Below are 25,989 nucleotides of genomic sequence, written 5' to 3' on the forward strand. Positions count from 1 at the left end.
GTCCGTACTCACAGCGTGCTCCAGTCCTGGTCGGGATAGCGGTGCACGGGCGCCGACACGTCGTCGAGCGCCTGGCAGATCTCGTCAGGAAGACTAAGCGCCTCCACTGACAATGCCGCCGTGAGCTGCTGCGCGGTGCGCGCGCCCACGATCGGAGCGGTCACGCCCGGCCGGTCGCGGATCCAGGCCAGGGCCACCTGGAGCGGTGTGCTGGCCAGTCCGTCCGCGGCCGTGACGACCGCTTCGACGATACGGCTCGCCGTGTCGTCGAGGTACGGCGCGACGAACGGCGCCATGTGCTCCGACGCGCCACGCGAGTCTGAGGGCGTGGCGTGCCGGTACTTGCCGGTGAGCACACCGCGCCCGAGCGGGGAGGAGGGCAGCAGCCCGAGGCCCAGATCGAGGGCGGCCGGCAGCACCTCGCGCTCCACGCCGCGCTGGAGCAGCGAGTACTCCATCTGTGTACTGGCGAGCCTGGTCCGTGTCCCCGGCGCGGCCAGCTGCCAGGTCGCGGCCTTCGCCAGCTGCCAGCCGCAGAAGTTGGACACCCCGGCGTACCGGGCGCGGCCGCTGCTCACGGCTATGTCGAGCGCCTGCAGCGTCTCCTCGAGCGGGGTCGTCGGATCGAACGCATGGATCTGCCACAGATCGACATGGTCGGTGCCCAGCCGCTCCAGCGAAGCGTCCAGCGCAGCCAGCAGATGGCCGCGTGAGCCGTCCAAACGCCGGTCGGGGTCGGGGACGCTGCCCGCCTTGGTGGCGACGACCAGATCGTGCCGTGGTACGAGCCCGTCGAGGAGCCGGCCCAGGACATACTCGGCCTCCCCGCCGCCGTACACGTCCGCCGTGTCGACGAGCGTGCCGCCCGCCTCCCAGAAAGTCTTCAAAAGGTCTGCGGCGTCGTGCTCGTCGGTGTCCCGCCCCCAGGTGAGGGTGCCGAGCCCGATCCGGGATACACGCAGGCCCGTGCGGCCGAGATGCCTCTGTTCCATGTGCGCTGAGAGTAGTGGCCAAGACTCCGTACCGAGGGTGCCTGTGGACAACTCCGGCGCGCTAGAGTTCCCGCCACCGGGACATTACTGATGAGTAAGACGAGTAAGGGGAGCGGTCATGAGGCTCGGGATCAACCTCGGCTACTGGGGCGCCGGGATGGACGGCGACAACCTCGCGGTGGCACAGGAGGCCGACCGGCTCGGCTATGACGTCTGCTGGGCGGCCGAGGCATACGGCTCGGACGCCCCCACGGTGCTGTCCTGGGTCGCGGCGCAGACCGAACGCATCGACATCGGCTCCGCGATCTTCCAGATCCCGGCCCGTACGCCCGCGATGACCGCCATGACCGCGGCCACCCTCGACTCGCTCTCCGGCGGACGCTTCCGCCTCGGCCTCGGCGTATCGGGCCCCCAGGTGTCCGAGGGCTGGTACGGCGTCAAGTTCGACAAGCCGCTCGCCCGCACGCGTGAGTACGTCGAGATCGTCCGCAGGGCGATGTCCCGGGAGCGCCTCTCGTACGAGGGCGAGCACTGGACGCTGCCGCTGCCCGGCGGCCCCGGCAAGCCGCTCAAGCTCACCGTGCACCCGACGCGCCCGCACATTCCGCTCTACATCGCCGCGATCGGCCCCAAGAACCTGGAGCAGACCGGCGAGATCGCCGACGGCGCCCTGCTGATCTTCCCCTCGGCCGATCACCTCGAGGACACCGCCGTCCGGCACCTCCGCGCTGGCCGCGAGAAGGCCGGCAAGACCCTCGAGGGCTTCGACATCTGCCCGACGCTGCCGCTCGCGCTCGGCGAGGACAAGGACGTTTCCGCGCTGGCCGACATCTTCCGGCCGTACACCGCGCTGTATGTGGGCGGCATGGGCAGTCGCAAGCAGAACTTCTACAATCAGCTCGCCCGGCGCATGGGCTACGAGAAGGAAGCCGCCGAGATCCAGGACAAGTACCTGTCCGGCGAAAAGGAGGGCGCCGCGGCCGCTGTCCCGCAGCAGCTCATCGACTCCACCACGTTGCTGGGCTCGGTGGCCCGCATCGCGGACCGGATGCGGGCCTACGCCGCCGCGGGCGTCACCACACTGACCCTCGCCCCGGCCGGCTTCACCCTCGACGAGCGGATCGCGGCCCTCCGGGCCGGCGTCGAGGCGCTGGAGCGGGCCGGACTCGCCGGATGAGCCTGCGGCCGTGGTGGGGGCTCGGGGGTCTTCCCCGCCACGGCCGTCACGCGTAACAACGCGCCGGAGGGCACCCCGGTTACGCGCGTCTGCACAGCCGGCGTCCTCCTTTCGGCGCAGTTGGGTGAAACAGCTGTTGCCCGCCACCTCATGTCGCAATTGACTGGTTCTTCGCGGATTCCCTTCCCGGAGGTGGCAGTGATGCTCTCGGCCAAGAGCCTGTTCCAGGAAATCCTCGACAACGACGAGTCGTTCCGGCTGTTCTGCTCCATCGCGGCCAGCGGGGAATCCCAGGGGGGCTGGGAGAACGGCCGGATCTCGGCGCTCGTCCCGGAGAGTCAGCGCCGCCTGGCGCCCAAGGTCGCCCGGCACGGTGCCGACGAGGACAAGCACGGCCGGATCTTCAACGCCCTGCTGCGCAAGCGCGGCCTCGACCCGGTCGCGGTTCCGCACGAGACCGACTACACCTTGCTCCTCGAGGAGCGCGGCATCGGTCTGGCGCACGACAAACTGCGCGGGGACGAGCCCCTGACCGAGTACGACATCCTTGCCTACCTCGCCCACAGCCGGGTCACCGAGCAGCGCGCGTCCGAGCAGATGGTGATGCTCCGCACGTACTTCGGCGACCACCCCGAGCTCGGCAGGGCGGTCAGGATGATCGCCGGCGACGAGGACAACCACCTCGCCTACTGCCACGAGGAGCTGCTCCGGCTGGCCCGTTCGGGAAACGGGCGTACCATCCAGCGGCTGCTGCGCGACAGCGCGCTCGCCGAGATCGCGGTCTACCGGGACGTCAGCCTCGCCGTGATGGCCCACATGGGCCGTATCCTCCGCTGGACCAGGGCCAAGTCCGTCGTTCTCGCGGCCGGCATCCACGCGGTGTACGCGTACGAACGCCTCGGCGGCTGGCGGCGCATGGTCACCCTCACGATGCCCGAGCGCCGTGACGCGCTCGGCGGGCCCGCCACCGCGACACCGGAATTCGCCTGACCGCCCGCTACAGCCAGCCGCGCTTCTTGAGGAGGCGGTGCAGCCATATCACGAGTGTCGTCATCAGTACGATCACCGCCGGATAACCCCAGGGCTGCCTGAGCTCGGGTATGTCCTTGAAGTTCATGCCGTAGATCCCCGCGACCATGGTGGGAACCGCGGCCATCGCCGCCCACGCCGAGATCTTCCGCATGTCGTCGTTCTGCCGCACACCCACCTGGGCGAGATGCGCGAACAGAACGTCGGAGAGCAGCCGGTCGAGTCCCTCCATGCTCTCGTTGGCCCGGGTCAGATGGTCGGCGACGTCCCGGAAGAACAACCGCGCCTCGGCGTGCACGAACGGCACGCCGGCACCCGCCAGCCGCTGTATCGGCTGGACGAGGGGTATCGTGGCGCGCCGGAATTCCAGGACCTGACGCTTGAACGTGTAGATCCGCGCGGCGATCGTCTTGGTGTCCCCGCCGCCGGCGGGTGCGAAGACCTCGGCCTCCAGCTCCTCCAGGTCGACCTGGAGCTCGGCCGCCACGTCGATGTAGTGGTCGACCACAGCATCGCTCACCGCGTACATGACCGTCGTGGGCCCGTGCCTGAGGATGTCCGGTTCCGCCTCCAGTCGCCGCCGGACGGCGGCCAGCGGTGCCCCCTCCCCGTGCCGCACCGTCACCACGAACGAATCGCCCACGAAGACCATCAGCTCGCCCGTGCTGACGGTGTCGCCCTCCGGCTCGTACACCACCGGCTTCAGCACCAGGAACAGCGAGTCGTCGTAGACCTCCAGCTTCGGCCGCTGATGCGCGCACAGCGCGTCCTCCACCGCCAGCGGATGCAGCCCGAACTCGCTGCTGACCAGGTCGAATTCCTCCTCTGTGGGCTCGTGCATGCCGAGCCAGAGAAACGCGTCCCCGGTGGCACGCGCCTCACCGAGAGCGTCGGAGAGGTCCGCCGGTCCCTCGGTGCGGCGTCCGTCACGGTAGATGGCACAATCGACGATCACGGCGCGCATTCTCCCCCGAAGCGGGCCCCGGCGCACCCAGGCCGGGCGGGCCGCCGTGCTCTGACCGGGAGGGTTCACCGGCTCGCGACGCTCCCCCGGAGGTGCCCCCAGGCACGGCACCTTTCCCCGTAGCCCTTCGGGCACGGGAGGTACCCCCACCGTTGTCGCATCGCGCGAGTACGGCCGAGTACGAGCTGCGACGCTCCGCCTTGCGATGCACCGCACCTGGTGGCACCTCCGGGGGCACCCTGGGGCACCCTGGGGGCACCCCCAGCGGTAGCTGGGGGAGGTAGCTGGGGGAGGTAGCTGGGGGAGCCGCGGGCTTCCCGGCAAACCTTTCCGGTCACAGCACTAGGCTGATCGGCATGCCCACGCTGATGCTTGTACGGCACGGACGCTCCACCGCCAACACCGCCGGTGTGCTCGCGGGCTGGACACCCGGCGTCGCCCTCGACGAGCGGGGCGCCGCCCAGGCGGCCGCGCTCCCCGGCAGGCTCGCCGGACTCCCGCTGGCCGCGGCCGTCACCAGCCCGCTCCAGCGCTGCCGGGACACCCTCCAGCCGCTGCTCGCCGCCCGCCCGGACCTGCCCCTGCACACCGACGAACGGATCGGCGAGTGCCACTACGGGGACTGGTCGGGCCGCAAACTCGCGGAACTCACCGACGAGCCGCTGATGGAGACCGTCCAGCGGCACCCCTCGGCCGCCGCCTTCCCCGGCGGTGAGTCGCTGCGGGCCATGCAGGCCCGGGCGGTCGGGGCGGTACGGGACTGGAACGCCCGCGTCGAGTCCGACCACGGGGAGGACGCGATCTATCTGATGTGCTCGCACGGCGACATCATCAAGTCGATCGTCGCCGACGCCCTCGGTATGCACCTCGACCTCTTCCAGCGGATCCGGGTGGACCCGTGTTCCCTCACCGTGATCCGCTACACCCGGCTGCGCCCCTTCCTGCTGCGCCTCGGCGACACCGGCGACCTCGCCTCGCTGCTGCCGCGCGGCGACGGCGGACAGGCCGTCGTCGGCGGCGGCGCGGGGGCGCCGTGATCGCCCGGCGCAGTAGGGTGGACGCGCCGAATACCGCGTAGCCATGACCCCACAGCCGATGCACAAGGGAGCCCAGGACGTGTCCCGCCAGGTGTTCTTCTACGATCCACCGGAGCGCTTCGTGGCCGGTACGGTCGGGATGCCCGGACGCCGTATGTTCTTCCTCCAGGCCTCCGCCGCGGGCCGGGTCACCAGCGTCGCGCTGGAGAAGACCCAGGTCGCCGCACTCGCCGAGCGGATCGACGAACTGCTCGACGAGGTGCTCCGCCGCACCGGCGGCAACGCCCCTGTGCCGGCCGTCGCGCCCCCCGACACCACCGACACGGCGCCGCTCGACACGCCCGTCGAGGAGGAGTTCCGGGTGGGCACGATGGCACTTGCCTGGGACGGCGAGGAACAGCGCATGATCATCGAGGCACAGGCGCTGGTGGAGTTGGAGGCCGACTCCGAGGAAGACCTCGCCGCAGCCGAGGAGCGGCTCCTCCAGGACGAGGAGAACGGCCCCCCGATGCTGCGTGTGCGGCTCACCGGAGCCCAGGCCAGGGCCTTCGCCAAGCGTGCCCTCGACGTCGTCAACGCGGGCCGGCCGCCGTGCCCGCTGTGCAGCCTGCCGCTCGACCCGGAAGGACATGTATGCCCGCGTCAGAACGGGTATCGTCGCGGAGCCTAGGCCCCGAGGGCTCCGCCTGTGAGCTGCTGACCGGCGGCGAGCTCACGGTGCGCGGCCGGATCCGCGAGGCCTCCAACGCGGTGCTGTTCTGCACGGTCGCGTACGACGGCGAGGAGGCGTCCTGCGTCTACAAGCCCATCGCCGGGGAGCGGCCCCTGTGGGACTTCCCCGACGGCACCCTCGCCCAGCGCGAGGTCGCCGCGTACGAGGTGTCCGAGGCCATGGGATGGGACCTGGTGCCGCCCACCGTGCTGCGCGACGGGCCGTACGGCGAGGGCATGGTCCAGCTGTGGGTCGAGGCGGATCCCGAGGCGTCCCTCCTCGCCCTGGTCGAGGACGAGGAGCCCGGGGACGGTTGGAAGGCGGTCGGCTTCGCCGACGTGGGCGAGGGTCGGACGGCGTTGCTGGTGCATGCCGACGACCCACGGCTGCAGCGGCTCGCCGTACTCGACGCGGTGATCAACAACGGCGACCGGAAGGGCGGGCATCTGCTGCCGACGCCCGACGGGCGGCTGTTCGGCATCGACCACGGGGTCACCTTCCACGTCGACGACAGGCTGCGCACGCTGCTGTGGGGCTGGGCGGGTGAGCCTCTGACGGCCGAGGCGGTCGAGGCCCTGGCGGGCCTCGACACCGCGCTGTCCGAGGGCGGCTTCCTCGCCGTCCGTCTGGCCGGACTGATCACCCAGGCCGAGGTGGCTGCCCTCCGCGCCCGCGTCCAGGCGCTGCGCGCGTCGGGTGTGCACCCGGAGCCGTCTGGGGAGTGGCCGGCCATCCCCTGGCCCCCGGTGTAGCCGTACTCCATCCGGTGGGCCTGGGGACACCTCTGGAGGCAGCCCCAGCGGGCAGTGTCCGTCCTCGAGCGCCGGACAGGCCGGAGAGTGACGCCCGTCGTTGGACGGGCCGAGTGCCGGATGACGGTTCATCGCCGGGCCGGCCGGAGTGTTCGTGCATGGTGCGAGCGGGAGCGCAAGTGGGCCCATTCGGCCAAGGTCACCTATCCGGTTCGTATCCGGAACAGGCGTCCGGTTAGGCTCATGGCATGCATGCCTGGCCCGCTTCCGAGGTCCCCGCCCTGCCCGGCAAGGGCCGCGACCTCCGGATCCACGACACCGCGACCGGCGGCCTCGTCACCCTCGACCCCGGTCCCGTCGCCCGTATCTACGTCTGCGGCATCACTCCGTACGACGCGACCCACATGGGTCACGCGGCGACCTACAACGCGTTCGACCTCGTTCAGCGCGTGTGGCTCGACACCAAGCGGCAGGTTCACTACGTCCAGAACGTGACGGACGTCGACGATCCCCTGCTGGAGCGCGCGAACCGCGACGGCGTCGACTGGATCGGCCTCGCCGAGCGTGAGACCTCGCTGTTCCGCGAGGACATGACCGCCCTCCGCATGCTGCCCCCGCAGCACTACATCGGCGCTGTCGAGGCGATACCCGGAATCGTGCCGCTCGTCGAGCGGCTGCGGGACGCCGGAGCCGCGTACGAGCTCGAAGGGGACATCTACTTCTCCGTCGAGGCCGACCCCCACTTCGGGGAGGTCTCGAACCTCGACGCCGCAGCCATGCGGTTGCTGTCCGCCGAGCGCGGCGGAGACCCGGACCGTCCGGGCAAGAAGAACCCGCTCGACCCGATGCTCTGGATGGCGGCCCGCGAGGGAGAGCCGAGCTGGGACGGGGGCACCCTGGGCCGCGGCCGGCCCGGCTGGCACATCGAGTGCGTGGCCATCGCCCTGGACCACCTCGGGATGGGCTTCGACGTGCAGGGCGGCGGCTCCGACCTGGCCTTCCCGCACCACGAGATGGGCGCCTCGCACGCCCAGACGCTGACCGGGGAGTACCCGTTCGCCAAGGCGTATGTCCACGCGGGCATGGTCGCCCTGGACGGAGAGAAGATGTCGAAGTCCAAGGGCAACCTGGTTTTCGTGTCGAAGCTGCGCCACGACGGCGTGGACCCGGCCGCGATCCGGCTGGCCCTGCTCGCGCACCACTACCGGGCCGACTGGGAGTGGACCGACAGCGTCCTCGAAGAGGCCGTGGCCCGGCTCGACCGGTGGCGCGCGGCGGTGTCCCGGCCCGACGGCCCGTCCGCCGACGCGCTGGTCGAGGAGATCCGCGAGGCGCTCGCGGACGACCTCGACGCCCCGGCTGCGCTGGCCGCGGTGGACCGCTGGGCCGCGCGCCAGCACAACGAGGGCGGTACGGACGAGGGCGCGCCCGGCGTCGTCTCGCGTGCCGTCGACGCTCTGCTCGGTGTGGCCCTGTAAGCACCACTCCTTTCCCAGCCGCCCCCGGACTTCCGCGAGAAGTCCGGGGGCGGTTCCGTTTTGCCCATGGTGCTGTGTTCTTTTCTGCGCTGAACACGCCCTGTCCGACACCAACCGTTCGAATACCGGTGACCACGGGGACTGGGCAGGGGCGCGCTTCAGCTGCGCGTAACTCTGGGAGGCCCCCGATATGACGGTGCCGGGCGGAGGTTGTGTGGCTCCGCCCGGCACCGCGCTCCGCGAGCTACTTGGTCACCACGATGGCCTTGATGACGGTCGGGTTCCGGTCGTCGTAGTAGACGAAGACCTGGTGCCCGAAGGCGAAGGCACGCTGGATCTCGTCATGGACGATCTGGCTCGGGTTGATCAGCTGACGCCAGGCGTTGTCGACGAGCAGGTACAGGATCGGCGACTGGCCCCGGGAGGGGCTGCACGACGTCCCAGTACCGGGTGGCGATGTGGCGGATCTCGGGGGCGGGGTGGTTCAGGTTGCACCAAGCACCCGCCACGAAGAGCCTGGGGCGCGGCGGGAGTTCCTGGGGGATACGGGACGAGTTCGTCCCAGTGGCGTTCGGCCCGGCCCTGGCCGACCGTCGACGGGGTCAGCCGGGCCACCGCGGCCTTGATGTCCGGCCGGTTGCCGATGCGCTGCGAGGCGGGCCGGCCAGGAGCGTCCTGCTGCGGTGATCCGGTCGCCTGCAGCACCTCACGGGCCCGTTCGGGCGTCATGAGCGTCAGTCCGGACGCCTTCAGCATGCCCTGGAGCGACGCCGGCGCGCCCACCACGACCGGGGAGGCCGAGGACGTGCCGGAGAAGCTGTCGGTGTACCGGGCGATCTCCTCGGCGCCGCCCTGGAGATCACCGGGCCGGTCCCAGAAGCCGCCGGTCGTGGTGGTCTCGCGGCCCCAGCCGTGCAATTCATCCGGAACGAGAAGTCACGGCATAATCCGGCCGAACACTGCGGGGGCGCCGGTGATGTGATGGGGCGGCAGAGTCATCTGACCGGCCATCGGAAGGATGTTCGGTGAACGGTCCTTCGACACGTCGAAGACTTTCGGGAGCGGGCGTGGCTCTGGGGAACGTGGCCCTCCTCGACCGGCTCGCCGGTACGGCCAATGCGGCCGGAACCGGTGGTGACACCTGGCCGCATCCCTGCCGAGCACACCCCCGAGGATCCTGACGACGGCGGGGGCGGTGCCGGCCGGCACCGCCCCCGCATCCGTCGCATCCCGGCGGGTCAGTCCTCCGAGGACTCCCCGGAACCGGATCCGGACTCGCCGTCGCCGTCCTCGGACCGGCTCTCGCGCTCGGGCCTCGGCGGCTTGAGCGGCCTGGTACGGCCGCCGGCGGTGTCCCGGAGATAGGTGCTGTCACCGCCCTCGGTGGCGTGGCCGCCGTGGGCCTGGGCCGGGCCGCCGTCGCGCCGTCGCAGATAGCGCTCGAACTCGCGGGCGATCGCCTCGCCGGAGGCCTCCGGGAGTTCCGCGGTGTCCCGTGCCTCCTCCAGTGTCCGGACGTACTCCGCCACTTCACTGTCCTCCGCGGCCAGCTGGTCCACCCCGACCTGCCAGGCCCGGGCGTCCTCCGGCAGCTCGCCGAGCGGGATCCGCAAGTCGATCAGATCCTCGAGCCGGTTGAGCAGTGCCAGGGTGGCCTTCGGGTTGGGCGGCTGCGACACATAGTGCGGCACCGCGGCCCACAGGCTCACCGCCGGAACTCCGGCGTGCGTGCAGGCCTCCTGGAGGATGCCGACGATGCCGGTGGGGCCTTCGTACCGGGTCTCCTCCAGATCCATGGTCCTGGCCAGATCCGGGTCGGAGGTCACTCCGCTGACCGGCACCGGACGGGTGTGCGGGGTGTCGCCCAGCAGGGCGCCCAGGATCACCACCATCTCGACGCCCAGCTCATGGGCGAAGCCGAGCAGCTCGTTGCAGAACGAGCGCCAGCGCATGGACGGCTCGATGCCGCGGACCAGGACGAGGTCACGGGGCTTCTCCCCGCCGATCCGTACCACGGAGAGCCGTGTGGTGGGCCAGGTGATCCGGCGGACCCCGCCGTCCAGCCACACCGTGGGCCGGTTGACCTGGAAGTCGTAGTAGTCCTCGGCGTCGAGCGCCGCGAACACCTCGCCCTTCCATTCCCGGTCCAGGTGCGCGACCGCGGTGGAGGCGGCGTCGCCGGCGTCGTTCCAGCCCTCGAACGCGGCCACCATGACCGGGTCGATCAGCTCGGGAACCCCCTCGAGCTCGATCACCCAGGCCTCCTTCCCAAGTTCCCTTGCGTACGCCCCAACCTTACGGCTTTCCCCGGGTCCGGCCGCAGCCCCCGTGCACGGCCGGGTGACGGATCGTCGAGGCAGGCCGCCCGGGGGACCCGTGCCCCCTGGAGCAGGGGAGAATGAGTGCATGGCCCGACGCACCTCACGCCCCTCACGCACCGCACGTCCGCACCGGCACATCGACGCCGGCTCGCCCTGCCCGTGCGGGCTGCCCGCCGTGTACGGCGAGTGCTGCGGGCGCTTTCACGCGGGCACCGCGGCCGCGCCGACCGCGGAGGCGCTGATGCGTTCCCGGTTCAGCGCCTTCGCCGTCGAGGACGAGGCGTATCTGCTGCGCACCTGGCACCCCGACACCCGGCCGTCACGCGTCGACTTCGACCCCGGGATGCGCTGGACCGCACTGGAGATCCTGGACACCGCCGAGGGCAGCGCCTTCCACTCCATGGGCACGGTCACCTTCCGCGCGCACTACACGCACGGCGGACAGGCCGGTGATCTGCACGAGCAGAGCCGCTTTGTGCGGCACGAAGGTGTCTGGGTCTACCTGGACGCCGTCTTCGCGGACTGACACCCGTCCGCCGTGGCCGTCATGGACCTGTTCCTGCGCCGTTGATTTTCCGCTACGCGGGGGTAGGTTGACCCTCCTGCATGTGGCGGTCGCCGGCCGAAGGGGACGACATGGCGGAGCTGGTGGTCATCGGCGGAGGTATCGCCGGGCTCGGGACGGCACTGCTGGCCGCCAGGCGCGGGCATACCGTGGCCCTGTTCGAGCGCGAGGCGCGTGCTCCGGGCAGCGGGCGGGCCGGGCTCGACGAGGACTTCTTCGACTGGCGACGGCCCGGCGTCCCGCAGGCCGCCCAGCCGCATGCGCTGCTCGGCGCGGCCCGCGCCGTCCTGCGCGGCGAGCTGCCCGATGTGTACGAGACGCTGCTGCGGCTCGGCGCCCGTGAGCGGCATGAGCTGGACTGGTTCGGCGAGCGCCCGCCCGCCCGGCCGGGCGACGAGCACCTGGTGCTGACGCAGACCCGGCGGATCGTGCTGGAGTCCGCGCTCACCTCGGCACTGTGCGCCGAACCGGGGGCCGAACTGCGTTACGGCGAGCCGGTGACGGGTCTGATCACCGCCCCCACGAGCCGCCCGCCCAGGGTGACGGGTGTGCGCACCGCGGCCGGCTCGTACACCGCCGACCTGGTCGTCGACGCGGCCGGCCGGCTTGGCGGCACCGAGGTGCGGCTCGCGGCGGCGGGATGCCGGCCCGGGGTGACGGAGTGCCACCGTACGGGCCTGGCGTACTTCTGCCGCTGGTACCGGCTGCCCGGCGGGCGGCTCGACGGGCCGATGCGCCCCTGGACGGTGAACGGCGGTACCTTCGCCGGCTGCGCCGTCTTCCCCTCCGACAACGGTGTGTTCGCGGTGACCCTCTTCGTCCACACCGACGACCCGACGCGCGCGGCGCTGCGCGACCCGGACGTCTTCGAAGCGGCGGCCGCGATGTTCCCGCCGGGCGCGGCCTGGCTGGCACTGGGAGCCGAACCGCTGTCCGACGTACTCCCTGCCGCCGGGCTCGACAACCGCTGGAGTGCGTCGGCCGACGAGGCCGGACAGCCGGTCGTCGCGGGCCTGATCGGCGTCGGCGACACGCTCACCCACACCAATCCCACGCTGGCGCAGGGGATGTCGCTGGCGCTGTGGGCCGCGCGGTGGGTGGCGGACCACGCGGAGGACCAGCCCGGCTCGCCCGGATTCGCCGCCGCTTACCACGCCTGGGCGAAACGGACCCTCAAACCCTGGTTCGACGTCCAGGTCACCGCGGACCGGGAGATCGGGGAACGCCTCGCCACCCGGAGGCGGGCCGTCGGAACCCGTGAGACCGGCGCCCTTTTCGACTGCGCGCTCGACGATCCCGAAGTGATGCGGGCCCGGGCGCGGGTGCGGCACCTCATGGCCTCCCCGGCCGAGGCGTACGGCGCTCCGGAGATCAGGCGGCGGGTCGCCGCCTGGCTCGCCGCGCGCCCCGGCTACGAGCCGAACGCGGGCGGCCCGAGCCGTGCCGCCTGGGAACGGATCACGGGGATCTGAGCACCTCGTCCAGGTCGTAGCGTACGGGCTCCTCCAGCTGGCCGTACGTACAGGAGCCCGGTGCACGGTCCGGGCGCCAGCGGCGGAACTGCGCGGTGTGCCGGAACCGGTCCCCCTCCATGTGGTCGTACGCCACCTCGCAGACCCGTTCCGGGCGCAGCGGCACCCACGACAGGTCCTTCTTGCCGGACCAGCGGCTGGGGGCTCCCGGCAGCCGGACGCTGTCGTGCGCCGACTCGTCCGTCCAAGAGGCCCAGGGGTGGCCCTCGGGCGACTCCATGCGCAGCGGCTCCAGCTCCGCGACCAGCTCCTCGCGGCGGCGCATCGGAAAGGCGGCGCAGACGCCGACATGCTGGAGGTTGCCCTGGCTGTCGAAGAGTCCGAGCAGGAGTGATCCGATGATCGGCCCGCTCTTGTGGAAGCGGTAGCCGGCGACCACACAGTCCGCCGTACGCTCGTGCTTGACCTTGAACATCAGCCGGGCGTCCGGCCGGTAGGGAAGGTCCAGTGGTTTGGCGATCACCCCGTCGAGCCCGGCGCCCTCGTAGCGTTCGAACCACTCCCGGGCGACCTCGATATCGGTGGTGGCGGGCGCGAGATGGACGGGCGGGGCGACGTCCGACAGCGCCTCGGCGAGCAGGGCCCGCCGCTCGGCGAGCGGGGTGTCGAGCAGCGCCGTGTCGTCGAGGGCCAGCAGGTCGAAGGCGACAAAGCTGGCGGGTGTCCGCTCGGCCAGTGTGCGTACGCGCGAGTCCGCGGGGTGGATGCGCTCGGTCAGCCGGTCGAAGTCCAGCCGCCCGCCGTATGCGATCACGATCTCGCCGTCGACGACGCAACGGTCGGGCAGCCGCTCACGCAGCGCCTCGACCAGTTCCGGGAAGTAACGGGTGAGCGGCTTTCCGGTGCGGCTGCCGATGACCACCTCGTCGCCGTCCCGGTGGACGATGGCACGGAAGCCGTCCCACTTCGCCTCGTACTGCATCCCTGGCGGGATCGTGGTCACGGACTTGGCGAGCATCGGTTTCACAGGCGGCATCACCGGCAGGTCCATGCGTTGATTGTCCGGTATGCGGCGTATGTCGGCACAGTCTAAGCTGGCGGCCATGGCCGGAGCGGTGGAACTGGTGGTGGGCGAGCGGACGGTACGTGTGTCCAATCCGGACAAGGTGTACTTTCCGGAGCCCGGCTACACCAAGTTGGACCTGGTCCACTACTACCTCGCCGTCGGTGACGGCATCACCCGCGCCCTGCGGAACCGTCCCACCACCCTGGAGCGCTACCCGGACGGGGTGACCGGCGAGTCCTTCTTCCAGAAGCGCGCCCCCAAGTACCTCCCGGAGTGGATTCCGACCGCGCACATCACCTTCCCGAGCGGCCGGTCCGCGGACGAGATGTGCCCGACCGAACCCGCGGCCGTCCTCTGGGCGGCCAATCTCGGCGCCGTCACCTTCCACCCGTGGCCCGTCCGGCGCGGTGACACCGACCATCCGGACGAGTTGCGTCTCGACCTGGACCCGCAGCCCGGCACCGACTTCGCCGACGCGGTGCGCGCGGCCCATGAACTGCGCGCCGTGCTCGATGACGTCGGCCTGCGCGGCTGGCCCAAGACATCCGGCGGACGCGGGATCCATGTGTTCGTGCCGATCGAACCTCGCTGGACCTTCACCCAGGTGCGGCGTTCCGCCATCGCGTGCGGCCGGGAACTGGAGCGCCGTATGCCTGGCCGGGTGACCACGAAATGGTGGAAGGAGGAGCGCGGCGAGCGGATCTTCGTCGACTACAACCAGACGGCCCGAGACCGCACCATCGCCTCCGCCTACTCCGTCCGGCCCCGCCCGAACGCCCCTGTGTCGGCCCCGTTGCGGTGGGGCGAGCTCGACGACGCGGTGCCGCAGGACTTCGACATCATGACCATGCCCGCCCGGTACGCCGAACTCGGTGATGTCCACGCCGACATGGACAGCCACGCCTTCAGCCTCCGTGCGCTGCTCGACCTGGCCGACCGCGACGAGCGGGATCACGGCATGGGCGACCTGCCGTACCCGCCCGAGTACCCGAAGATGCCCGGCGAGCCCAAACGCGTCCGGCCGAGCCGCGCGAAGCGGCCCGGCCGGAAAGAGACATAGGGCCGGAGCCCGCGGCTACCCGCCGAGGGACCCGCTGCCGAAGCCGCCGCTGTGCCCCTCGTCCCACTTGCGTGGCCTCCTGTGCTTCGCCCGCTTGCTGCCGCCGGAAGTGCGGAGGGCGTACGGCATGAGACGCCGACTGCCGTCCATGGTCCGGGGTACTTCGTCGAGCTCCCGGTACTCGCGGATTTCCCTGACCGGGCCTTTCTTCGGGATGTGCGGCTGGGTCTCCGGGGCCGGCGGCTCCGGCTCCCTGGAACGCACGATCTTTCCCCAGAAGAAGAGCACCAGCAGCGTGCCCGCGACGGCGATGCCGACCAGGAAGAACGGCGCGATGTCCGCCAGGATTTTTGTGTCGACGGCCAGAAATATCGTCTCCATACCCCACAAATACCCTGTCACATGATCAGTAAATCGGATTTACCTATACAAACTGTGAGGTAAGGGTCCAGCGTCGTAGCCGGTCCGCAGGCCAGGTGTTGACGACGCGGGAGGCGGGCACGCCGCAGGCCTCCGCGCGAGCGCAGCCGATGATCTGCCAGTCGAGCTGACCGGGAGCGTGCGCATCGGTGTCGATGGCGAAGTGCACCCCGGACTCCACTGCCTGGCGCAGCAGCCGGGAGGGCGGATCCAGTCGGTCGGGGCGGCAGTTGATCTCGAGGGCGGTACCGGATTCCGTGCATGCCGCGAAGACCTGTGCCGCATCGAAGCGTGATTCCGGCCGTCGGCGGTTGCCGGTGACCAGACGTCCCGTGCAGTGCCCAAGGATGTCGACCAGAGGGTTGCGGACCGCCTTGATCATGCGCCGTGTCATGGCGAGGGGGTCCATGCCCAGTTTCGAGTGCACGGATGCGACGACGACGTCGAGGTGGTCCAGCAGTTCGGGCTGCTGGTCGAGTGAGCCGTCGTCCAGGATGTCGCACTCGATGCCCGTCAGCAGCCTGAACGGGGCCCACTGCCGGTTCAATTCCGCGATCACGTCCAGTTGTTCGCGCAGCCGCTCGGCCGACAGTCCCTTGGCGATCGTCAGTCTGGGGGAGTGGTCGGTGAGGACCGCCCACTCGTGGCCCAGTCCGGCTGCTGTTCTGCCCATTGCCTCGATGGGGCTGCCGCCGTCCGACCAGTCCGAGTGCATATGACAGTCCCCGCGCAGTGCCCGGCGCAGCTCGTTCCCGCCCTGGGCGAGGGGCTCGGCCGCTTCCTCGAGGAGGGTCCGCAGGTACGAGGGTGTCTCTCCGTCGAGCGCCTCGCGGATGACCTTCGCGGACTTGGGGCCGATCCCCTTGACAGCGTCGAGTGTGCCGGCCCGCGCCCGGGCGGTCAGTTCGTCCGCCGGCATGCCGGCGACGACGGAGGACGCGGTGCGGAAGGCCCGTACGCGATAGGTTTCGGCCCCGGCGCGCTCCAGCAGGAAGGCGATTCTCTCCAGGGCTTCGACCGGCTTCATGTATCCGATTTACGCAGATCGGGGCTCGAGTGTCCTGGCGACACCCCAACGCACGGTCGTGCGGACATCGGCGAGTTCAGCCACTGATGTCCAGCACCGTCCACTGCGTGGGCGACGCCTTCTCGCGCACATAGATGCGGGGGCCGCGGCAGACGACCTGGCGGCGGCCGAGACCGGAGCCGTCGGGCCGGACCAGCTGTCCGTATCCGGCCGGCTCGACGGAGGTGTCGGTGAGCCGGCCGTGGGTCAGGCGGTCGTGCTCGTCCTGGTAACCGCCGAAGAAGGTGACGCGCTCGCCGTGGACGGCCAGGCCCTTGGGCCCCTTCACCGGAGTGGTGCGCACCTTCACGCGTTCGTCCGCCCGGATCTCCAGCAGGGGGAAGTGTGTGTACGGACAGGCCCAGGCCGCCCGGCTGCCGACATTGAGCGCGTAGCAGTCGGACATGTCCATGGGCCCCGGGCCAGGCTGGAACTGCCACAGCGGCTCCCCGGTACAGCTGAAGCGGCGCAGACCGGGAGAGCTCAGCGGGTCGTCGCCGTACACTCCCTCGTCGAAATAGCCCACCCAGAGCTCACCCGCCTCGTCGGCGATCAGATGCTCGATGCCGTCGCCGAGGCGGAAAGTCCACGAGGGGCGGCCGAGCGCGTCGAAGACCTGCGCATGCTCCTCGTCCTTGCGGCTGCGGCAGTCCGCGAGGACGAACCCGCCGTCCGGGAGGGCGTCCAGCGCCGGACGGCGAGGCAGGGCCGCGCTGAGGTGGGTTTCCTGTATCCCTCCGTCGTCGGCGGTGACGACAACGGCGTCGTACGGGTCGTCGCCCGCGTGCGCGGGAAGACGCTCGGCCAGCAGCCAGTGCGCTCGCCCCCATGCGTCGACGGTGCTGCTGACGATCTCCAAGCGCCCGTACGTGCGCGGCAGGCGGGCGTACGGCGTCAGGTGTGTCTGCTTCACAGTGCTCCTCGGGGAATGCTGAACGGGTTCCGCGGTGCTCGTGGAACCCGGCGGCGCGTTGGCCGAGGGCGGCAGCGCGGGGCGCCTACGCGGCATGAGCCTTTCGGGTCGTCATACGAGGAGTTTCTCATACGGTGTACGGCGACCATCCGTGCTTCGGCATGCCGATCGTCGGTGGGCGGTGCGAGACTCAGGGAGGCAGAACAGCGGGACCCCGAAAAGGAGCCCACCATGCTCACCACCCGTTTCGTCACCGGCTCCCCGAACTGGATCGACCTCGGCACACCCGACCTCGATCGCGCCGCGGCCTTCTACGGTGGCCTGTTCGGCTGGACTCTCCTGCCGGGAGGGCCGGAGGTCGGTGGCTACGGCATGTTCCAGTTGGGCGGCAGGACCACGGCCGGGGCCATGAAGGTAGGCCCGGATCAGGCGCCGCCCGCCTGGACCGTGTATATCCAGACACCCGACGCCGACACCGCGGCCGGGGCGGTCGCGAAGGGCGGTGGCAGGGTGACGCTCCCGCCGATGGACGTCCTCGACTTCGGGCGCATGGCGCTGTTCGCAGACCCGGCCGGAGCCGGGTTCGGCGTATGGCAGCCGAAGCAGAACAAAGGGCTCGAAGTGGTGAGCGACGCCGGTTCGTTCGCCTGGGCCGAGTTGTACACCACGGAGCACGCGGACGAGGCGATCGCCTTCTACGAGTCGGTCTTCGGGTGGGAGAAGTATCAGGTGCCGTTCCCCGGCGGTACGTACAGCATGGTCGGCCCGGAGGGCGGCGGTGAGACCGCCGCGTTCGGAGGCGTTGTGCCGGTCTCCTCGGATCCTGCAGAGACCGGTTCCGGGCCGTACTGGCTGCCGTACTTCGAAGTGGCCGACTGCGACGCCACGGTGGCGAAGGCGGAGGAGCTGGGCGGAAAGACCAGGATGGCCCCTGTGCAGATGGAGGGCGTGGGACGGTTCGCCAAACTGGCCGACCCGTTCGGTGCGCGTTTCGCGGTGATCAAGAGCGTCTATCCGGAGGGCACGAAGGACTGATAGGCCCCGTTCATCGATCATTGACGGGTCGTTGATCGCGACGGGGCAGTGTGGCCGTCATGTCGATCAACACCACGACCGTCAATGAACTCTCCTGGCAGGAGCAGGCTCTGTGTGCACAGACGGGGCCCGAGTTCTTCTTCCCCGCCCCGGGCAGCTCCACACGCGAGGCCAAGCTGCTCTGCGGTGCCTGCGAAGGACGCGCGGCATGCCTGGAGTACGCCCTTACCCACGACGTGCGGTTCGGCATCTGGGGCGGCCTCTCGGAGACGGAGCGCATCCGCCTCCGGCGTCGGCGGCGGCGCGGCTGAATCGCGCTCCGGACGCCCGCCGGTGGTGAATCACCCTCGCGGGGAAAGCCGTCGAACTGATTCGCGGGGATGCCCGCTCGTGCTGTGGCCGGAAAGGTTTGCCGGGAAGCTCGCGGCTCCCCCAGCTACCTCCCCCAGCTACCTCCCCCAGCTACCTCCCCCAGCTACCTCCCCCAGCTACCTCCCCCAGCTACCTCCCCCAGCTACCTCCCCCAGCTACCGCTGGGGGTGCCCCCAGGGTGCCCCCAGGGTGCCCCCAGGGCGCCCCCAGGGTGCGTCCAGCGGTGTCCCCAGGTCGGTGCATCGCAAGGCGGAGGATCGCAGCTCGTACTTGGCCGTACTCGCGCGATGCGACAACGCTGGGGGCACCTCCCGTGCCCGAAGGGCTACGGGGGAAAGGTGCCGTGCCTGGGGGCACCTCCGGGGGAGCGTCGCGAGCCGGTGAACCCTCCCGGTCACAGCACTTCGATCACCGGCAATGCCCGGATGTAGCGCAGAGGTAGGCGCACGCCTTGCTCAGGCGGACACGCCGGTTCGAATCCGGCCGTCCGGGCAGCCACAAGGCGCGGTCCCGTAGCGCAGGGGCAGGCGCGCCGTCTTGTCAGGACGGACATGCCGGTTCGAATCGCGGCGGGGGAGCAGACGGGGCTGCCCGCCGGGGTCCTGCGCGCGCCCGGGTACGCCCCGATGGCTGCCCTGGGGGCACCGTCGGCCGGCGGCGCACTGGCGCTCCTCCTGCCCGAAGCCGACGAAGCCGGGATGCTGCCGGACCCCTCAGCGGTGAACCAGGGAAAGCCCCCGCTGAGGTTCCCCCTCGCTCCCCACGGATCGGTGTCGCGGACGATCATGCCATCCGCCACCGGCGGCGGGGAAAGAGGAAAAATCAGGCCTTGCCGCGGGCCGCCAGCCGGGCCCGCCGCGCCTCCAGCTTCTCGTCGAACTTGCGCGCTTCCGCGTCCAGCCCGCCCATGAACAGACCGAGTTCCTCCTGGGCCTGCCGGCCCTCCGGCCCGAGACCGTCGATCTCCAGCACCTTGAGGAAGCGCAGCACCGGGGACAGCACGTCGTCGTGGTGGACGCGCAGGTTGTAGATGCCGCCGATCGCGATCTGCGCCGCGGAGCGCTCGAAGCCGGGCATGCCGTGCCCCGGCATACGGAAGTTGACGACGACGTCACGGACGGCCTGCATGGTCAGGTCCGGGGCGATCTCGAAGGCCGCACCCAGCAGGTTGCGGTAGAAGATCATGTGCAGGTTCTCGTCGTGCGCGATCCGTGCCAGCATCCGGTCACAGACCGGGTCACCCGATTGGTGGCCGGTGTTGCGGTGCGAGATACGGGTGGCGAGCTCCTGGAAGGCCACGTACGCGACGGAGTGCAGCATCGAGTGGCGGTTGTCCGACTCGAAGCCCTCCGACATGTGCGCCATCCGGAACTGCTCGAGCTTGTCCGGGTCCACCGCCCGCGAGGCGAGCAGGTAGTCGCGCATGACGATGCCGTGCCGGCCCTCCTCAGCGGTCCAGCGGTGCACCCAGGTGCCCCAGGCGCCGTCACGGCCGAAGAGGGTGGCGATCTCGTGGTGGTAGCTGGGGAGGTTGTCCTCCGTCAGCAGATTGACCACCAGCGCGATCTTGCCGACCTCCGTGACCTTCGACTGGTCCGGCGCCCAGGCCTCGCCGTCCTCGAAGAAGCCCGGGAAGTTCCGTGCGTCCGACCACGGAACGTACTCGTGGGGCATCCAGTCCTTGGCGACCTTCAGATGCCGGTTCAGCTCCTTCTCGACCACTTCCTCCAGCGCGTACAGCAGCCGGGCGTCGGTCCACGCGTCCGAACTGCCGAGGTCGGGGGAGGTGATGGTCACGGGTGCTCCTGGGGACGGGAGATTTACCTACGGGTTCGTAGGTTACGAGACCGTAGGTTAAAGGTCCGGTAAGGATCGGCCAAGTCCGCTGCCCGTGACCATTTCATTACCTTCCGTCATTCATGCAGGTGGACCAGGTGAGTTCACCGTCCGCGAGCAGCAGCTGCCGCGTGATCCCGATGGATTTCAGGAACGGCATGTCGTGGCCGGCCACGATCAGTGCTCCCTCATATGCGTCCAGTGCCGCCATGAGGCTGCGCACGCTCGCCATGTCGAGGTTGTTGGTCGGCTCGTCCAGAATCAGCAGCTGCGGTGCCGGCTCCGCGAGCAGCAGCGCGGCCAGGGAGGCACGGAAGCGCTCGCCGCCGGAGAGCGTCCCGGCCGGCTGGTCGGCGCGCGCACCCTTGAACAGAAAGCGCGCGAGCCGGGCCCGGATGGCGTTGTTCGTCGCCTCGGGCGCGAACCGTGCCACGTTCTCCACCACACTCAGCCGGTCGTCGAGCAGGTCGAGCCGCTGGGGCAGGAACCGCAGCGGGACATGCACGACGGCCTCACCCCCGAGCGGCTCCAGCTCGCCGGCGATCGTCCGCAGCAGCGTGGTCTTGCCCGCGCCGTTGCGCCCCACCAGCGCGATCCGCTCGGGGCCGTGCAGCTCGAACCCGGCGGTCGCCCCGGACCCGTACCGCAGTCGCAGATCGCGCAGCGTGACCACGCCGCGGCCCGGGTGCACCCGGGTGCGCGGCAGTTCGATCCTGATCTCCTCGTCGTCGCGCACCGCCTCCACGGCTTCGTCGAGCCGCTCCCTGGCCGCGGCGAGCCTTTCCTGGTGCATATTGCGGTGCTTGCCGGCCGACTCCTGCGCCGCGCGTTTGCGCGCACCCATGACGATCTTGGGCTCGCGCTTGTTCTCCCACATCTTCTGCCCGTACCGCTTTCGGCGGGCCAGCTTGACCTGGGCGTCGGCCAGTTCGCGCTTCTGCCGCTGCACGTCGGCCTCCGCGACCCGCACCATGCGCTCGGCGGCCTCCTGCTCGGCGGCGAGCGCCTCCTCGTACGCCGAGAAGGCCCCGCCGTACCAGCAGACCTCTCCGTCGCGCAGGTCGGCGATCTGATCGACGCGTTCCAGCAGTTCACGGTCGTGGCTCACCACGATCATGACTCCCGGCCAGGCGTCCACGGCGTCGTAGAGCCGTCGGCGGGCATACAGATCCAGATTGTTGGTCGGCTCGTCGAGCAGCAGCACCTCGGGCCGGTGCAGCAGCAGCGCCGCCAGCCGAAGCAGCACCGACTCGCCACCGGACAGCTCGCCGACCGTGCGGTCGAGGCCGAGGTGTCCGAGCCCCAGCTGCTCCAGGGTGGCCAGGGCACGCTCCTCGATGTCCCAGGCGTCGCCCACCGCCTCGAAGTGCTCCTCGCTCGCGTCGCCCGCCTCGATGGCGAGCAGCGCCGCGCGGATCCGGGCGATGCCGAGGGCCTCGTCGGTCCGCAGGGCGGTGTCCAGGACCAGGTTCTGCGGAAGGTACCCGAGCTCACCGGTGACCCGGATCCGTCCGGCGGACGGCTCGAGTTCCCCGGCGATCAGCTTCAGCAGGGTGGACTTTCCCGATCCGTTGAGGCCGATGAGCCCGGTACGGCCGGGGCCGACCGCCAGGTCGAAACCGTCGAACACGGGCGTGCCGTCGGGCCAGGAGAAGGAAATCGCGGAACATGCGACATGGGTGTGAATGGTTGACATAGGGGTCTCCCGATTGCCGGAAAAGGAATGAGGGGGCAATTGGTGGAGACACCGCTCGGGACAGCACAAAGGCCCCGGTCGGGGGACGGCACGCGGGATCGCAGGCCGAGGTCAACACGCTGGGCGCACAGACGACTTGCGGCTGCACGGCGCGGTGTCTCATGACCTCAGACGAGCAATGTCCCGCTCCGATCGACGACTACAGGGCCGTCATTCACGGTAAGCGCACTCGGCGTCCCTGCCAAATGATTTACGGCGATGTCGGAAACTCGCCGGAGTTCCGCGGCGCCGCGATGGTTGAGTCGTCGGCATGACGAATCATCACGCCCGGGCCTCCCGCTTCCGCGCCCTGCACACCGCCGGCCGTCCGCTGGTCCTCCCCAACGTCTGGGGCGCCGCGAGTGCCCGCATCGGGCCGCGCTGGGCGTGGTCCGGATCACCGTGGGTTCGAGCATTGCCGAGGCCGCGTACGGGCTGTTGCGCGACGCCCCCCGGGAACTCCTGGCCGAGGGCACCTGCGGCAGGCTCGCCGGCGGGTATGAATACGGGCAGCTCAACGCCCTGATGAGCGGCTGCGGTCAGCAGGCGTCGCGGAGCAGCTCGACGACGTCCTGATCGACGTCGAGGAAATGGTGCTCGTGCCCGGCCGGGACCAGCAGCCACGTCCGCCGGAGGAACCGGCGCAGCTCGGAGGTGCGTACGTGGACCACCGCGATGCCCTCCGAGGCGTGGAACTCCAGAACCGTGCGGTCGTATCCGTACGGCCGTACCCGTACGTCGCCCAGTCCGGCCGGGGCCTCCAGCCCGGCCTCGAGCAGCTCTCGGGCGAAGACCCAGGACACGTCCGTGCCCTCCAGCGTCGCGTGGGCCGGGAAGGCCATGTACACCGCGAAGGGGTCCGCCGCGTCATAGCGGAGCGCCGCGGGCACCCTCTCCATCTGCGGCTTGGAGGCGACGAGCCGGGCCTGGACCGGCTGCTCGATGACGTTGGACAAGGCCCGGCTCCCCTGTTCGGTGACGGCTTACAAGGGGAGACGAACTATCCGTCCGATGAGTGCACCGGGCGGCGGGGTGAGCTGTATCACTGCCCGGCGCGGGGAGCGGCCGTCAGTCGGTGACGCGGCTGCCCGACTCGTACATCAGGTCGGCGTACTCGGGATGCCTGGCGATCCAGCCGGCGTAGAACGGGCAGACCGCCACCACCCGCATGCCCTGTTCCCGTGCCGCGTCCAGCGAGTGCCGGGCGAGGGCGCCGCCGATGCCCTGTCCCTCGAAGGCCGGGTCGACCTCCGTGTGCACGAAGGCGATCAGCTCGGGGGCACGGAGGTAGTGCGCGAAACCGGCGACCTGATCCGTACCCCCGACGCGGGCCTCGTAACGGCTCGCTCCGGGCACGTCGATGACGGTGACGGTCATGGGCCCACCATAGGAAGGAAGTGCCCCGCGACGCACTCTGGACGGGCCTGGGCCGGTGGGCTAGCTTCGCCCGCCATGGGCTTCATGGGGAAGACGATAAGGATGGTGTCGGGGGGACTGGGCGCGGCGGCGCTCGTCGCGACTCTGGGAGTCGCCCCGGCGCAGGCCGTGGACACCGCACCACGGGCGGTCTGGCATCTGAAGGACACCGGCACCGACGCGCGGTTCCGGGGGCTCGCTGCGGTGAGCCGTGACACCGCGTGGGTGGCCGGCACCAAGGGCACGGTGCTGCGCACCGAGGACGGCGGCCGCAGCTGGCTGAACGTCTCGCCGCCCGGTGCCGGCGAACTGCAGTTCCGGGACATCGAGGCCTTCGACGCACGGCGGGCCGTGGTGCTCGCCATCGGCGACGGCGAGGCCTCCCGCATCTACCGCACCGACGACGGCGGCACCACCTGGACGGAGTCCTTCCGCAACACCGACCAGAGGGCGTTCTACGACTGCGTCACCTTCTTCGACCACCGGCACGGCCTGGCGGTGAGCGACCCGGTCGACGGCAGGTTCCGCATCCTGTCCACCTCGGACGGCGGCCGTTCGTGGAACGTACTGCCCAGCGCCGGCATGCCGGCGGCCCAGCCCGGCGAGGCCGCCTTCGCCGCCGGCGGCCAGTGCCTGGTCAGCTCGGGCCCGAAGGACGTCTGGCTGGCCACCGGCGGCGCCGCCACCGCGCGCGTGCTGCACTCCGCGGACCGCGGGCTGACCTGGATCGCCGCCGACGCCACGGTCCCGGCGGGCGACCCGGCCCGTGGGGTGTTCGCTCTCGCCTTCCGTGACCGTGACCACGGCATCGCGGTAGGCGGCGATTTCAATGCCGACCAGCCCTCGCCACGGGCCGCCGCCGTCAGCCGCGACGGGGGACGCACCTGGGCGCAGGCCGACACCCCGCCGCCCGCCTACCGCTCGGGCGTGGCGTGGCTGCCGCACAGCCGTGGCGCCGCGCTTGCCGTGGGCCCGGCCGGCACCGACCTGACCACGGACGGCGGCCGCAACTGGCGCACGGTCGACACCGGCTCGTACGACACGGTGGACTGCACACCCGACTTCGGCTGCTGGGCCTCCGGCGCCAAGGGCCGGGTGGCGCGCCTGGAGGGCCGGGCAGGCTAGGCGGGCAGCTGCTGCCGGTAGGGGGCGAGCTCGTCCGCCGTCTTGGGCGCGATGAACTCGGTGATCCGGTATTCGCACACGCCTCCGGTGACGAAGGGGTCGGCCGCCGCGATCTTCTCGATCCGCGTGCGGTCGTCCCCGACGGCCAGGATCACACCGCCGTCGCGCGGAACCTTGCGGCCGGAGGCGATGACCACGCCGGATTCGTACAGCTCGTTCAGCCAGGCGATATGAGGCTCGAGCAGCTCGTCGACGCGCTCGATCGGGGCGGTGTAGGTCAGCTCAAGTACGAACATGTGTGCAAGGCTATCGGCGTGACGATCACCGGTACACCGGCGGACTGGCCGCGCGACGAAGAACGGGCAAGAGCCCTCCAGGACGAACTGCGTACCCGCGTCGTCGTGGACGAGCCCGGGCCGCCGCCCGGCAGCGGCCTGGTCACCGGCGTCGACGTGGCCTACGACGACGAACGCGATGTGGTCGCCGCCGCGGCCGTCGTCCTCGACGCAGCCACCCTCGAGGTCGTCGAGGAGGCCACCGCCGTGGGACGGGTGGCCTTCCCTTACGTACCGGGACTGCTGGCCTTCCGGGAGATCCCCACCGTGCTTGCCGCCCTCGGCGAGCTCACCTCCGGTCCCGGCCTGGTCGTCTGTGACGGATACGGCCTCGCCCATCCCCGCCGCTTCGGGCTCGCAGCCCACCTCGGTGTGCTGACGGGGCTGCCGGTGGTCGGGGTCGCCAAGAACCCGTTCACCTTTACGTACGAACAGCCCGGCCCGCGCCGCGGCGACTCCTCGTCCCTGCTCGACGGAGGGGAGGAGGTCGGCAGGGCGCTGCGCACCCAGGACGGAGTGAAGCCGGTCTTCGTCTCGGTCGGCCACCGGGTGAGCCTCTCCAACGCCTGCGCCCACACCCTCCGGCTGTCTCCCGGATTCCGCCTCCCGGAGACCACCCGCCGCGCGGACGCCCTCTGTCGCAAAGCCCTGCGCGAGGCGACCGGCTAGTGCCGCGACCGGCAACGTTTGCCCGTCGAGGAGCGGCGTCCGGTGCGTGCGATCGCAAGGCGGCCGAAGGCTCTCGTGGCAGCGCTCCTTGAGTTTTCGGCCGACGCAGCGAGCGTGCGTCCCCGGGGGCACCCCTGGGGCACCCCTGGGGGCACCCCCAGCGGTAGCTGGGGGAGGTAGCTGGGGGAGGTAGCTGGGGGAGCGTCGCGACGGGGCAAACGTTGCCGGGAGCGAGGTACACAGGCTGGTCTGCATACCGGTGCCCGGCCATGATCGTCAGGCTGGAGGCATGACGACACGTACGCACCAGACAGCACCGGACACCGCCGGTATATCCCCCGTCGAGCGAGCGGTGGTGACCACGCTCGTGGTGGGCGCCCTTGCCGGAGCGGCCTGGCTGGGGTCGATGATCTGGACGATCGTCTCGTGGGCCGTCGCGTGA

General features: G+C 70.6%; 28 protein-coding genes and 2 tRNA genes. 17 read left to right on the forward strand and 13 right to left on the reverse strand.

The genetic code is table 11. The annotated features are described in order from the left end of the window. Positions 1–8: 8 nt before the first annotated feature. A complete protein-coding gene (locus ABD858_RS28790; RefSeq protein ID WP_345042901.1) occupies positions 9–992 on the reverse strand; it encodes an aldo/keto reductase in 984 nt (327 codons plus the stop codon). A gap of 118 nt (positions 993–1,110) precedes the next feature. Between ABD858_RS28790 and ABD858_RS28795 the strand changes: the two genes are divergently transcribed. Together ABD858_RS28795 and ABD858_RS28800 are read left to right on the forward strand one after the other, a co-directional pair. Then, the gene (locus ABD858_RS28795) at positions 1,111–2,169 is read left to right on the forward strand and encodes an LLM class F420-dependent oxidoreductase (protein WP_345042903.1); all 1,059 of its coding nucleotides are present in this window, start codon (positions 1,111–1,113) and stop codon (positions 2,167–2,169) included. A gap of 201 nt (positions 2,170–2,370) precedes the next feature. Continuing rightward, positions 2,371–3,159: a ferritin-like domain-containing protein gene (locus tag ABD858_RS28800; protein WP_345042905.1), complete on the forward strand. Its 789-nt coding sequence runs from the start codon at positions 2,371–2,373 to the stop codon at positions 3,157–3,159. Between the two features lie 7 nt (positions 3,160–3,166). On the opposite strand, the gene ABD858_RS28805 is transcribed toward ABD858_RS28800, so the two are convergent. After that, positions 3,167–4,162: a magnesium and cobalt transport protein CorA gene (locus ABD858_RS28805; protein WP_345042907.1), complete on the reverse strand. Its 996-nt coding sequence runs from the start codon at positions 4,160–4,162 to the stop codon at positions 3,167–3,169. Positions 4,163–4,518: 356 nt separating this feature from the next. Here ABD858_RS28805 and ABD858_RS28810 point away from each other — a divergent pair, with 356 nt between their 5' ends. From ABD858_RS28810 to mshC, 4 genes are all read left to right on the forward strand, one after another. Beyond that, on the forward strand, positions 4,519–5,199 hold the full coding sequence (locus ABD858_RS28810) for a histidine phosphatase family protein (RefSeq protein WP_345042910.1): 681 nt from the start codon (positions 4,519–4,521) through the stop codon (positions 5,197–5,199). Positions 5,200–5,278: 79 nt separating this feature from the next. Beyond that, a complete protein-coding gene (locus ABD858_RS28815) occupies positions 5,279–5,869 on the forward strand; it encodes a DUF3090 domain-containing protein (protein WP_345044975.1) in 591 nt (196 codons plus the stop codon). Continuing rightward, the gene (locus ABD858_RS28820) at positions 5,833–6,663 is read left to right on the forward strand and encodes an SCO1664 family protein (RefSeq protein ID WP_345042912.1); all 831 of its coding nucleotides are present in this window, start codon (positions 5,833–5,835) and stop codon (positions 6,661–6,663) included. Before ABD858_RS28815 ends, ABD858_RS28820 begins: the two co-directional genes overlap by 37 nt. A gap of 248 nt (positions 6,664–6,911) precedes the next feature. Then, complete coding sequence (gene mshC, locus ABD858_RS28825) at positions 6,912–8,141, forward strand: cysteine--1-D-myo-inosityl 2-amino-2-deoxy-alpha-D-glucopyranoside ligase (protein ID WP_345042914.1); 1,230 nt, start codon at positions 6,912–6,914, stop codon at positions 8,139–8,141. Positions 8,142–8,507: 366 nt separating this feature from the next. Here mshC and ABD858_RS28830 read toward each other — a convergent pair whose 3' ends face one another. Then, positions 8,508–9,059: a S8/S53 family peptidase gene (locus ABD858_RS28830; RefSeq protein WP_345042917.1), complete on the reverse strand. Its 552-nt coding sequence runs from the start codon at positions 9,057–9,059 to the stop codon at positions 8,508–8,510. Between the two features lie 320 nt (positions 9,060–9,379). Further along, positions 9,380–10,396: a PAC2 family protein gene (locus ABD858_RS28835; RefSeq protein ID WP_345042919.1), complete on the reverse strand. Its 1,017-nt coding sequence runs from the start codon at positions 10,394–10,396 to the stop codon at positions 9,380–9,382. 151 nt (positions 10,397–10,547) lie between these two features. Here ABD858_RS28835 and ABD858_RS28840 point away from each other — a divergent pair, with 151 nt between their 5' ends. Together ABD858_RS28840 and ABD858_RS28845 are read left to right on the forward strand one after the other, a co-directional pair. Further along, the gene (locus tag ABD858_RS28840) at positions 10,548–10,988 is read left to right on the forward strand and encodes a YchJ family protein (RefSeq protein ID WP_345042921.1); all 441 of its coding nucleotides are present in this window, start codon (positions 10,548–10,550) and stop codon (positions 10,986–10,988) included. A gap of 110 nt (positions 10,989–11,098) precedes the next feature. Then, a complete protein-coding gene (locus ABD858_RS28845; protein ID WP_345042924.1) occupies positions 11,099–12,499 on the forward strand; it encodes an FAD-dependent oxidoreductase in 1,401 nt (466 codons plus the stop codon). On the opposite strand, the gene ABD858_RS28850 is transcribed toward ABD858_RS28845, so the two are convergent. Then, on the reverse strand, positions 12,486–13,550 hold the full coding sequence (locus ABD858_RS28850; protein ID WP_345042926.1) for an ATP-dependent DNA ligase: 1,065 nt from the start codon (positions 13,548–13,550) through the stop codon (positions 12,486–12,488). The genes ABD858_RS28845 and ABD858_RS28850 overlap by 14 nt on opposite strands. Before the next feature lie 52 nt (positions 13,551–13,602). Between ABD858_RS28850 and ligD the strand changes: the two genes are divergently transcribed. Beyond that, positions 13,603–14,625, forward strand: a complete 1,023-nt coding sequence (gene ligD, locus ABD858_RS28855; protein ID WP_345042929.1) for a non-homologous end-joining DNA ligase — start codon at positions 13,603–13,605, stop codon at positions 14,623–14,625. A gap of 15 nt (positions 14,626–14,640) precedes the next feature. On the opposite strand, the gene ABD858_RS28860 is transcribed toward ligD, so the two are convergent. From ABD858_RS28860 to ABD858_RS28870, 3 genes are all read right to left on the reverse strand, one after another. Then, positions 14,641–15,006 (reverse strand): DUF6479 family protein, encoded by a 366-nt coding sequence (locus tag ABD858_RS28860; RefSeq protein ID WP_345042931.1) that lies wholly within the window; start codon positions 15,004–15,006, stop codon positions 14,641–14,643. Positions 15,007–15,049: 43 nt separating this feature from the next. Beyond that, a complete protein-coding gene (locus tag ABD858_RS28865) occupies positions 15,050–16,072 on the reverse strand; it encodes a PHP domain-containing protein (RefSeq protein WP_345042933.1) in 1,023 nt (340 codons plus the stop codon). Between the two features lie 76 nt (positions 16,073–16,148). After that, complete coding sequence (locus tag ABD858_RS28870; RefSeq protein ID WP_345042935.1) at positions 16,149–17,024, reverse strand: hypothetical protein; 876 nt, start codon at positions 17,022–17,024, stop codon at positions 16,149–16,151. A gap of 231 nt (positions 17,025–17,255) precedes the next feature. Between ABD858_RS28870 and ABD858_RS28875 the strand changes: the two genes are divergently transcribed. The 4 genes from ABD858_RS28875 (at position 17,256) to ABD858_RS28890 (ending at position 19,011) form a co-directional block, all read left to right on the forward strand. Then, positions 17,256–18,059, forward strand: a complete 804-nt coding sequence (locus ABD858_RS28875; RefSeq protein WP_345042937.1) for a VOC family protein — start codon at positions 17,256–17,258, stop codon at positions 18,057–18,059. A gap of 59 nt (positions 18,060–18,118) precedes the next feature. After that, positions 18,119–18,370 carry a WhiB family transcriptional regulator gene (locus tag ABD858_RS28880; protein WP_345042940.1) on the forward strand — a complete coding sequence of 84 codons (252 nt, stop codon included), beginning with the start codon at positions 18,119–18,121 and terminating at the stop codon, positions 18,368–18,370. Between the two features lie 482 nt (positions 18,371–18,852). After that, positions 18,853–18,923, forward strand: a tRNA-Ser gene (locus ABD858_RS28885). A 14-nt stretch (positions 18,924–18,937) separates the two neighbouring features. Next, positions 18,938–19,011: transfer RNA gene (locus ABD858_RS28890), tRNA-Asp, on the forward strand. Positions 19,012–19,253: 242 nt separating this feature from the next. On the opposite strand, the gene ABD858_RS28895 is transcribed toward ABD858_RS28890, so the two are convergent. Continuing rightward, complete coding sequence (locus ABD858_RS28895; protein WP_345042942.1) at positions 19,254–20,228, reverse strand: acyl-ACP desaturase; 975 nt, start codon at positions 20,226–20,228, stop codon at positions 19,254–19,256. A 106-nt stretch (positions 20,229–20,334) separates the two neighbouring features. Next, positions 20,335–21,963, reverse strand: coding sequence for an ABC-F family ATP-binding cassette domain-containing protein (locus tag ABD858_RS28900; RefSeq protein ID WP_345042945.1), 1,629 nt, complete (start codon positions 21,961–21,963; stop codon positions 20,335–20,337). Positions 21,964–22,404: 441 nt separating this feature from the next. Here ABD858_RS28900 and ABD858_RS28905 point away from each other — a divergent pair, with 441 nt between their 5' ends. Beyond that, positions 22,405–22,578: a hypothetical protein gene (locus ABD858_RS28905; protein WP_345042947.1), complete on the forward strand. Its 174-nt coding sequence runs from the start codon at positions 22,405–22,407 to the stop codon at positions 22,576–22,578. Here the strand turns inward: ABD858_RS28905 and ssgD are convergent. Beyond that, on the reverse strand, positions 22,542–22,958 hold the full coding sequence (gene ssgD, locus ABD858_RS28910; RefSeq protein ID WP_345042950.1) for a spore wall synthesis regulator SsgD: 417 nt from the start codon (positions 22,956–22,958) through the stop codon (positions 22,542–22,544). The two genes, ABD858_RS28905 and ssgD, sit on opposite strands and share 37 nt — an antisense overlap. Positions 22,959–23,070: 112 nt before the next feature. Next, complete coding sequence (locus ABD858_RS28915) at positions 23,071–23,379, reverse strand: GNAT family N-acetyltransferase (RefSeq protein ID WP_345042952.1); 309 nt, start codon at positions 23,377–23,379, stop codon at positions 23,071–23,073. An 84-nt stretch (positions 23,380–23,463) separates the two neighbouring features. On the opposite strand from ABD858_RS28915, the gene ABD858_RS28920 reads away from it, so the two are divergent. Next, positions 23,464–24,543, forward strand: coding sequence for a WD40/YVTN/BNR-like repeat-containing protein (locus ABD858_RS28920; protein ID WP_345042954.1), 1,080 nt, complete (start codon positions 23,464–23,466; stop codon positions 24,541–24,543). Here ABD858_RS28920 and ABD858_RS28925 read toward each other — a convergent pair. After that, on the reverse strand, positions 24,540–24,839 hold the full coding sequence (locus tag ABD858_RS28925) for a YciI family protein (RefSeq protein WP_345042956.1): 300 nt from the start codon (positions 24,837–24,839) through the stop codon (positions 24,540–24,542). The genes ABD858_RS28920 and ABD858_RS28925 overlap by 4 nt on opposite strands. An 18-nt stretch (positions 24,840–24,857) precedes the next feature. Between ABD858_RS28925 and ABD858_RS28930 the strand changes: the two genes are divergently transcribed. Further along, positions 24,858–25,547 (forward strand): endonuclease V, encoded by a 690-nt coding sequence (locus ABD858_RS28930; protein WP_345042959.1) that lies wholly within the window; start codon positions 24,858–24,860, stop codon positions 25,545–25,547. Positions 25,548–25,836: 289 nt separating this feature from the next. Next, positions 25,837–25,989 (forward strand): morphogenic membrane protein MmpA, encoded by a 153-nt coding sequence (gene mmpA, locus ABD858_RS28935; RefSeq protein ID WP_345042961.1) that lies wholly within the window; start codon positions 25,837–25,839, stop codon positions 25,987–25,989.

The sequence above is a fragment of the Streptomyces sannanensis genome (assembly GCF_039536205.1).
In the GTDB taxonomy this organism is placed as follows: domain Bacteria; phylum Actinomycetota; class Actinomycetes; order Streptomycetales; family Streptomycetaceae; genus Streptomyces; species Streptomyces sannanensis.

Coding starts and splice junctions, on each gene's coding strand:
- ABD858_RS28790 (WP_345042901.1), bottom strand. CDS start 992: ATGGAACAGAGGCATCTCGGCCGCACGGGCCTGCGTGTATCCCGGATC.
- ABD858_RS28795 (WP_345042903.1), top strand. CDS start 1,111: ATGAGGCTCGGGATCAACCTCGGCTACTGGGGCGCCGGGATGGACGGC.
- ABD858_RS28800 (WP_345042905.1), top strand. CDS start 2,371: ATGCTCTCGGCCAAGAGCCTGTTCCAGGAAATCCTCGACAACGACGAG.
- ABD858_RS28805 (WP_345042907.1), bottom strand. CDS start 4,162: ATGCGCGCCGTGATCGTCGATTGTGCCATCTACCGTGACGGACGCCGC.
- ABD858_RS28810 (WP_345042910.1), top strand. CDS start 4,519: ATGCCCACGCTGATGCTTGTACGGCACGGACGCTCCACCGCCAACACC.
- ABD858_RS28820 (WP_345042912.1), top strand. CDS start 5,833: ATGCCCGCGTCAGAACGGGTATCGTCGCGGAGCCTAGGCCCCGAGGGC.
- mshC (WP_345042914.1), top strand. CDS start 6,912: ATGCATGCCTGGCCCGCTTCCGAGGTCCCCGCCCTGCCCGGCAAGGGC.
- ABD858_RS28840 (WP_345042921.1), top strand. CDS start 10,548: ATGGCCCGACGCACCTCACGCCCCTCACGCACCGCACGTCCGCACCGG.
- ABD858_RS28845 (WP_345042924.1), top strand. CDS start 11,099: ATGGCGGAGCTGGTGGTCATCGGCGGAGGTATCGCCGGGCTCGGGACG.
- ABD858_RS28850 (WP_345042926.1), bottom strand. CDS start 13,550: ATGGACCTGCCGGTGATGCCGCCTGTGAAACCGATGCTCGCCAAGTCC.
- ligD (WP_345042929.1), top strand. CDS start 13,603: ATGGCCGGAGCGGTGGAACTGGTGGTGGGCGAGCGGACGGTACGTGTG.
- ABD858_RS28860 (WP_345042931.1), bottom strand. CDS start 15,006: ATGGAGACGATATTTCTGGCCGTCGACACAAAAATCCTGGCGGACATC.
- ABD858_RS28865 (WP_345042933.1), bottom strand. CDS start 16,072: ATGAAGCCGGTCGAAGCCCTGGAGAGAATCGCCTTCCTGCTGGAGCGC.
- ABD858_RS28875 (WP_345042937.1), top strand. CDS start 17,256: ATGCTCACCACCCGTTTCGTCACCGGCTCCCCGAACTGGATCGACCTC.
- ABD858_RS28880 (WP_345042940.1), top strand. CDS start 18,119: ATGTCGATCAACACCACGACCGTCAATGAACTCTCCTGGCAGGAGCAG.
- ABD858_RS28900 (WP_345042945.1), bottom strand. CDS start 21,963: ATGTCAACCATTCACACCCATGTCGCATGTTCCGCGATTTCCTTCTCC.
- ABD858_RS28915 (WP_345042952.1), bottom strand. CDS start 23,379: ATGACCGTCACCGTCATCGACGTGCCCGGAGCGAGCCGTTACGAGGCC.
- ABD858_RS28920 (WP_345042954.1), top strand. CDS start 23,464: ATGGGGAAGACGATAAGGATGGTGTCGGGGGGACTGGGCGCGGCGGCG.
- ABD858_RS28925 (WP_345042956.1), bottom strand. CDS start 24,839: ATGTTCGTACTTGAGCTGACCTACACCGCCCCGATCGAGCGCGTCGAC.
- mmpA (WP_345042961.1), top strand. CDS start 25,837: ATGACGACACGTACGCACCAGACAGCACCGGACACCGCCGGTATATCC.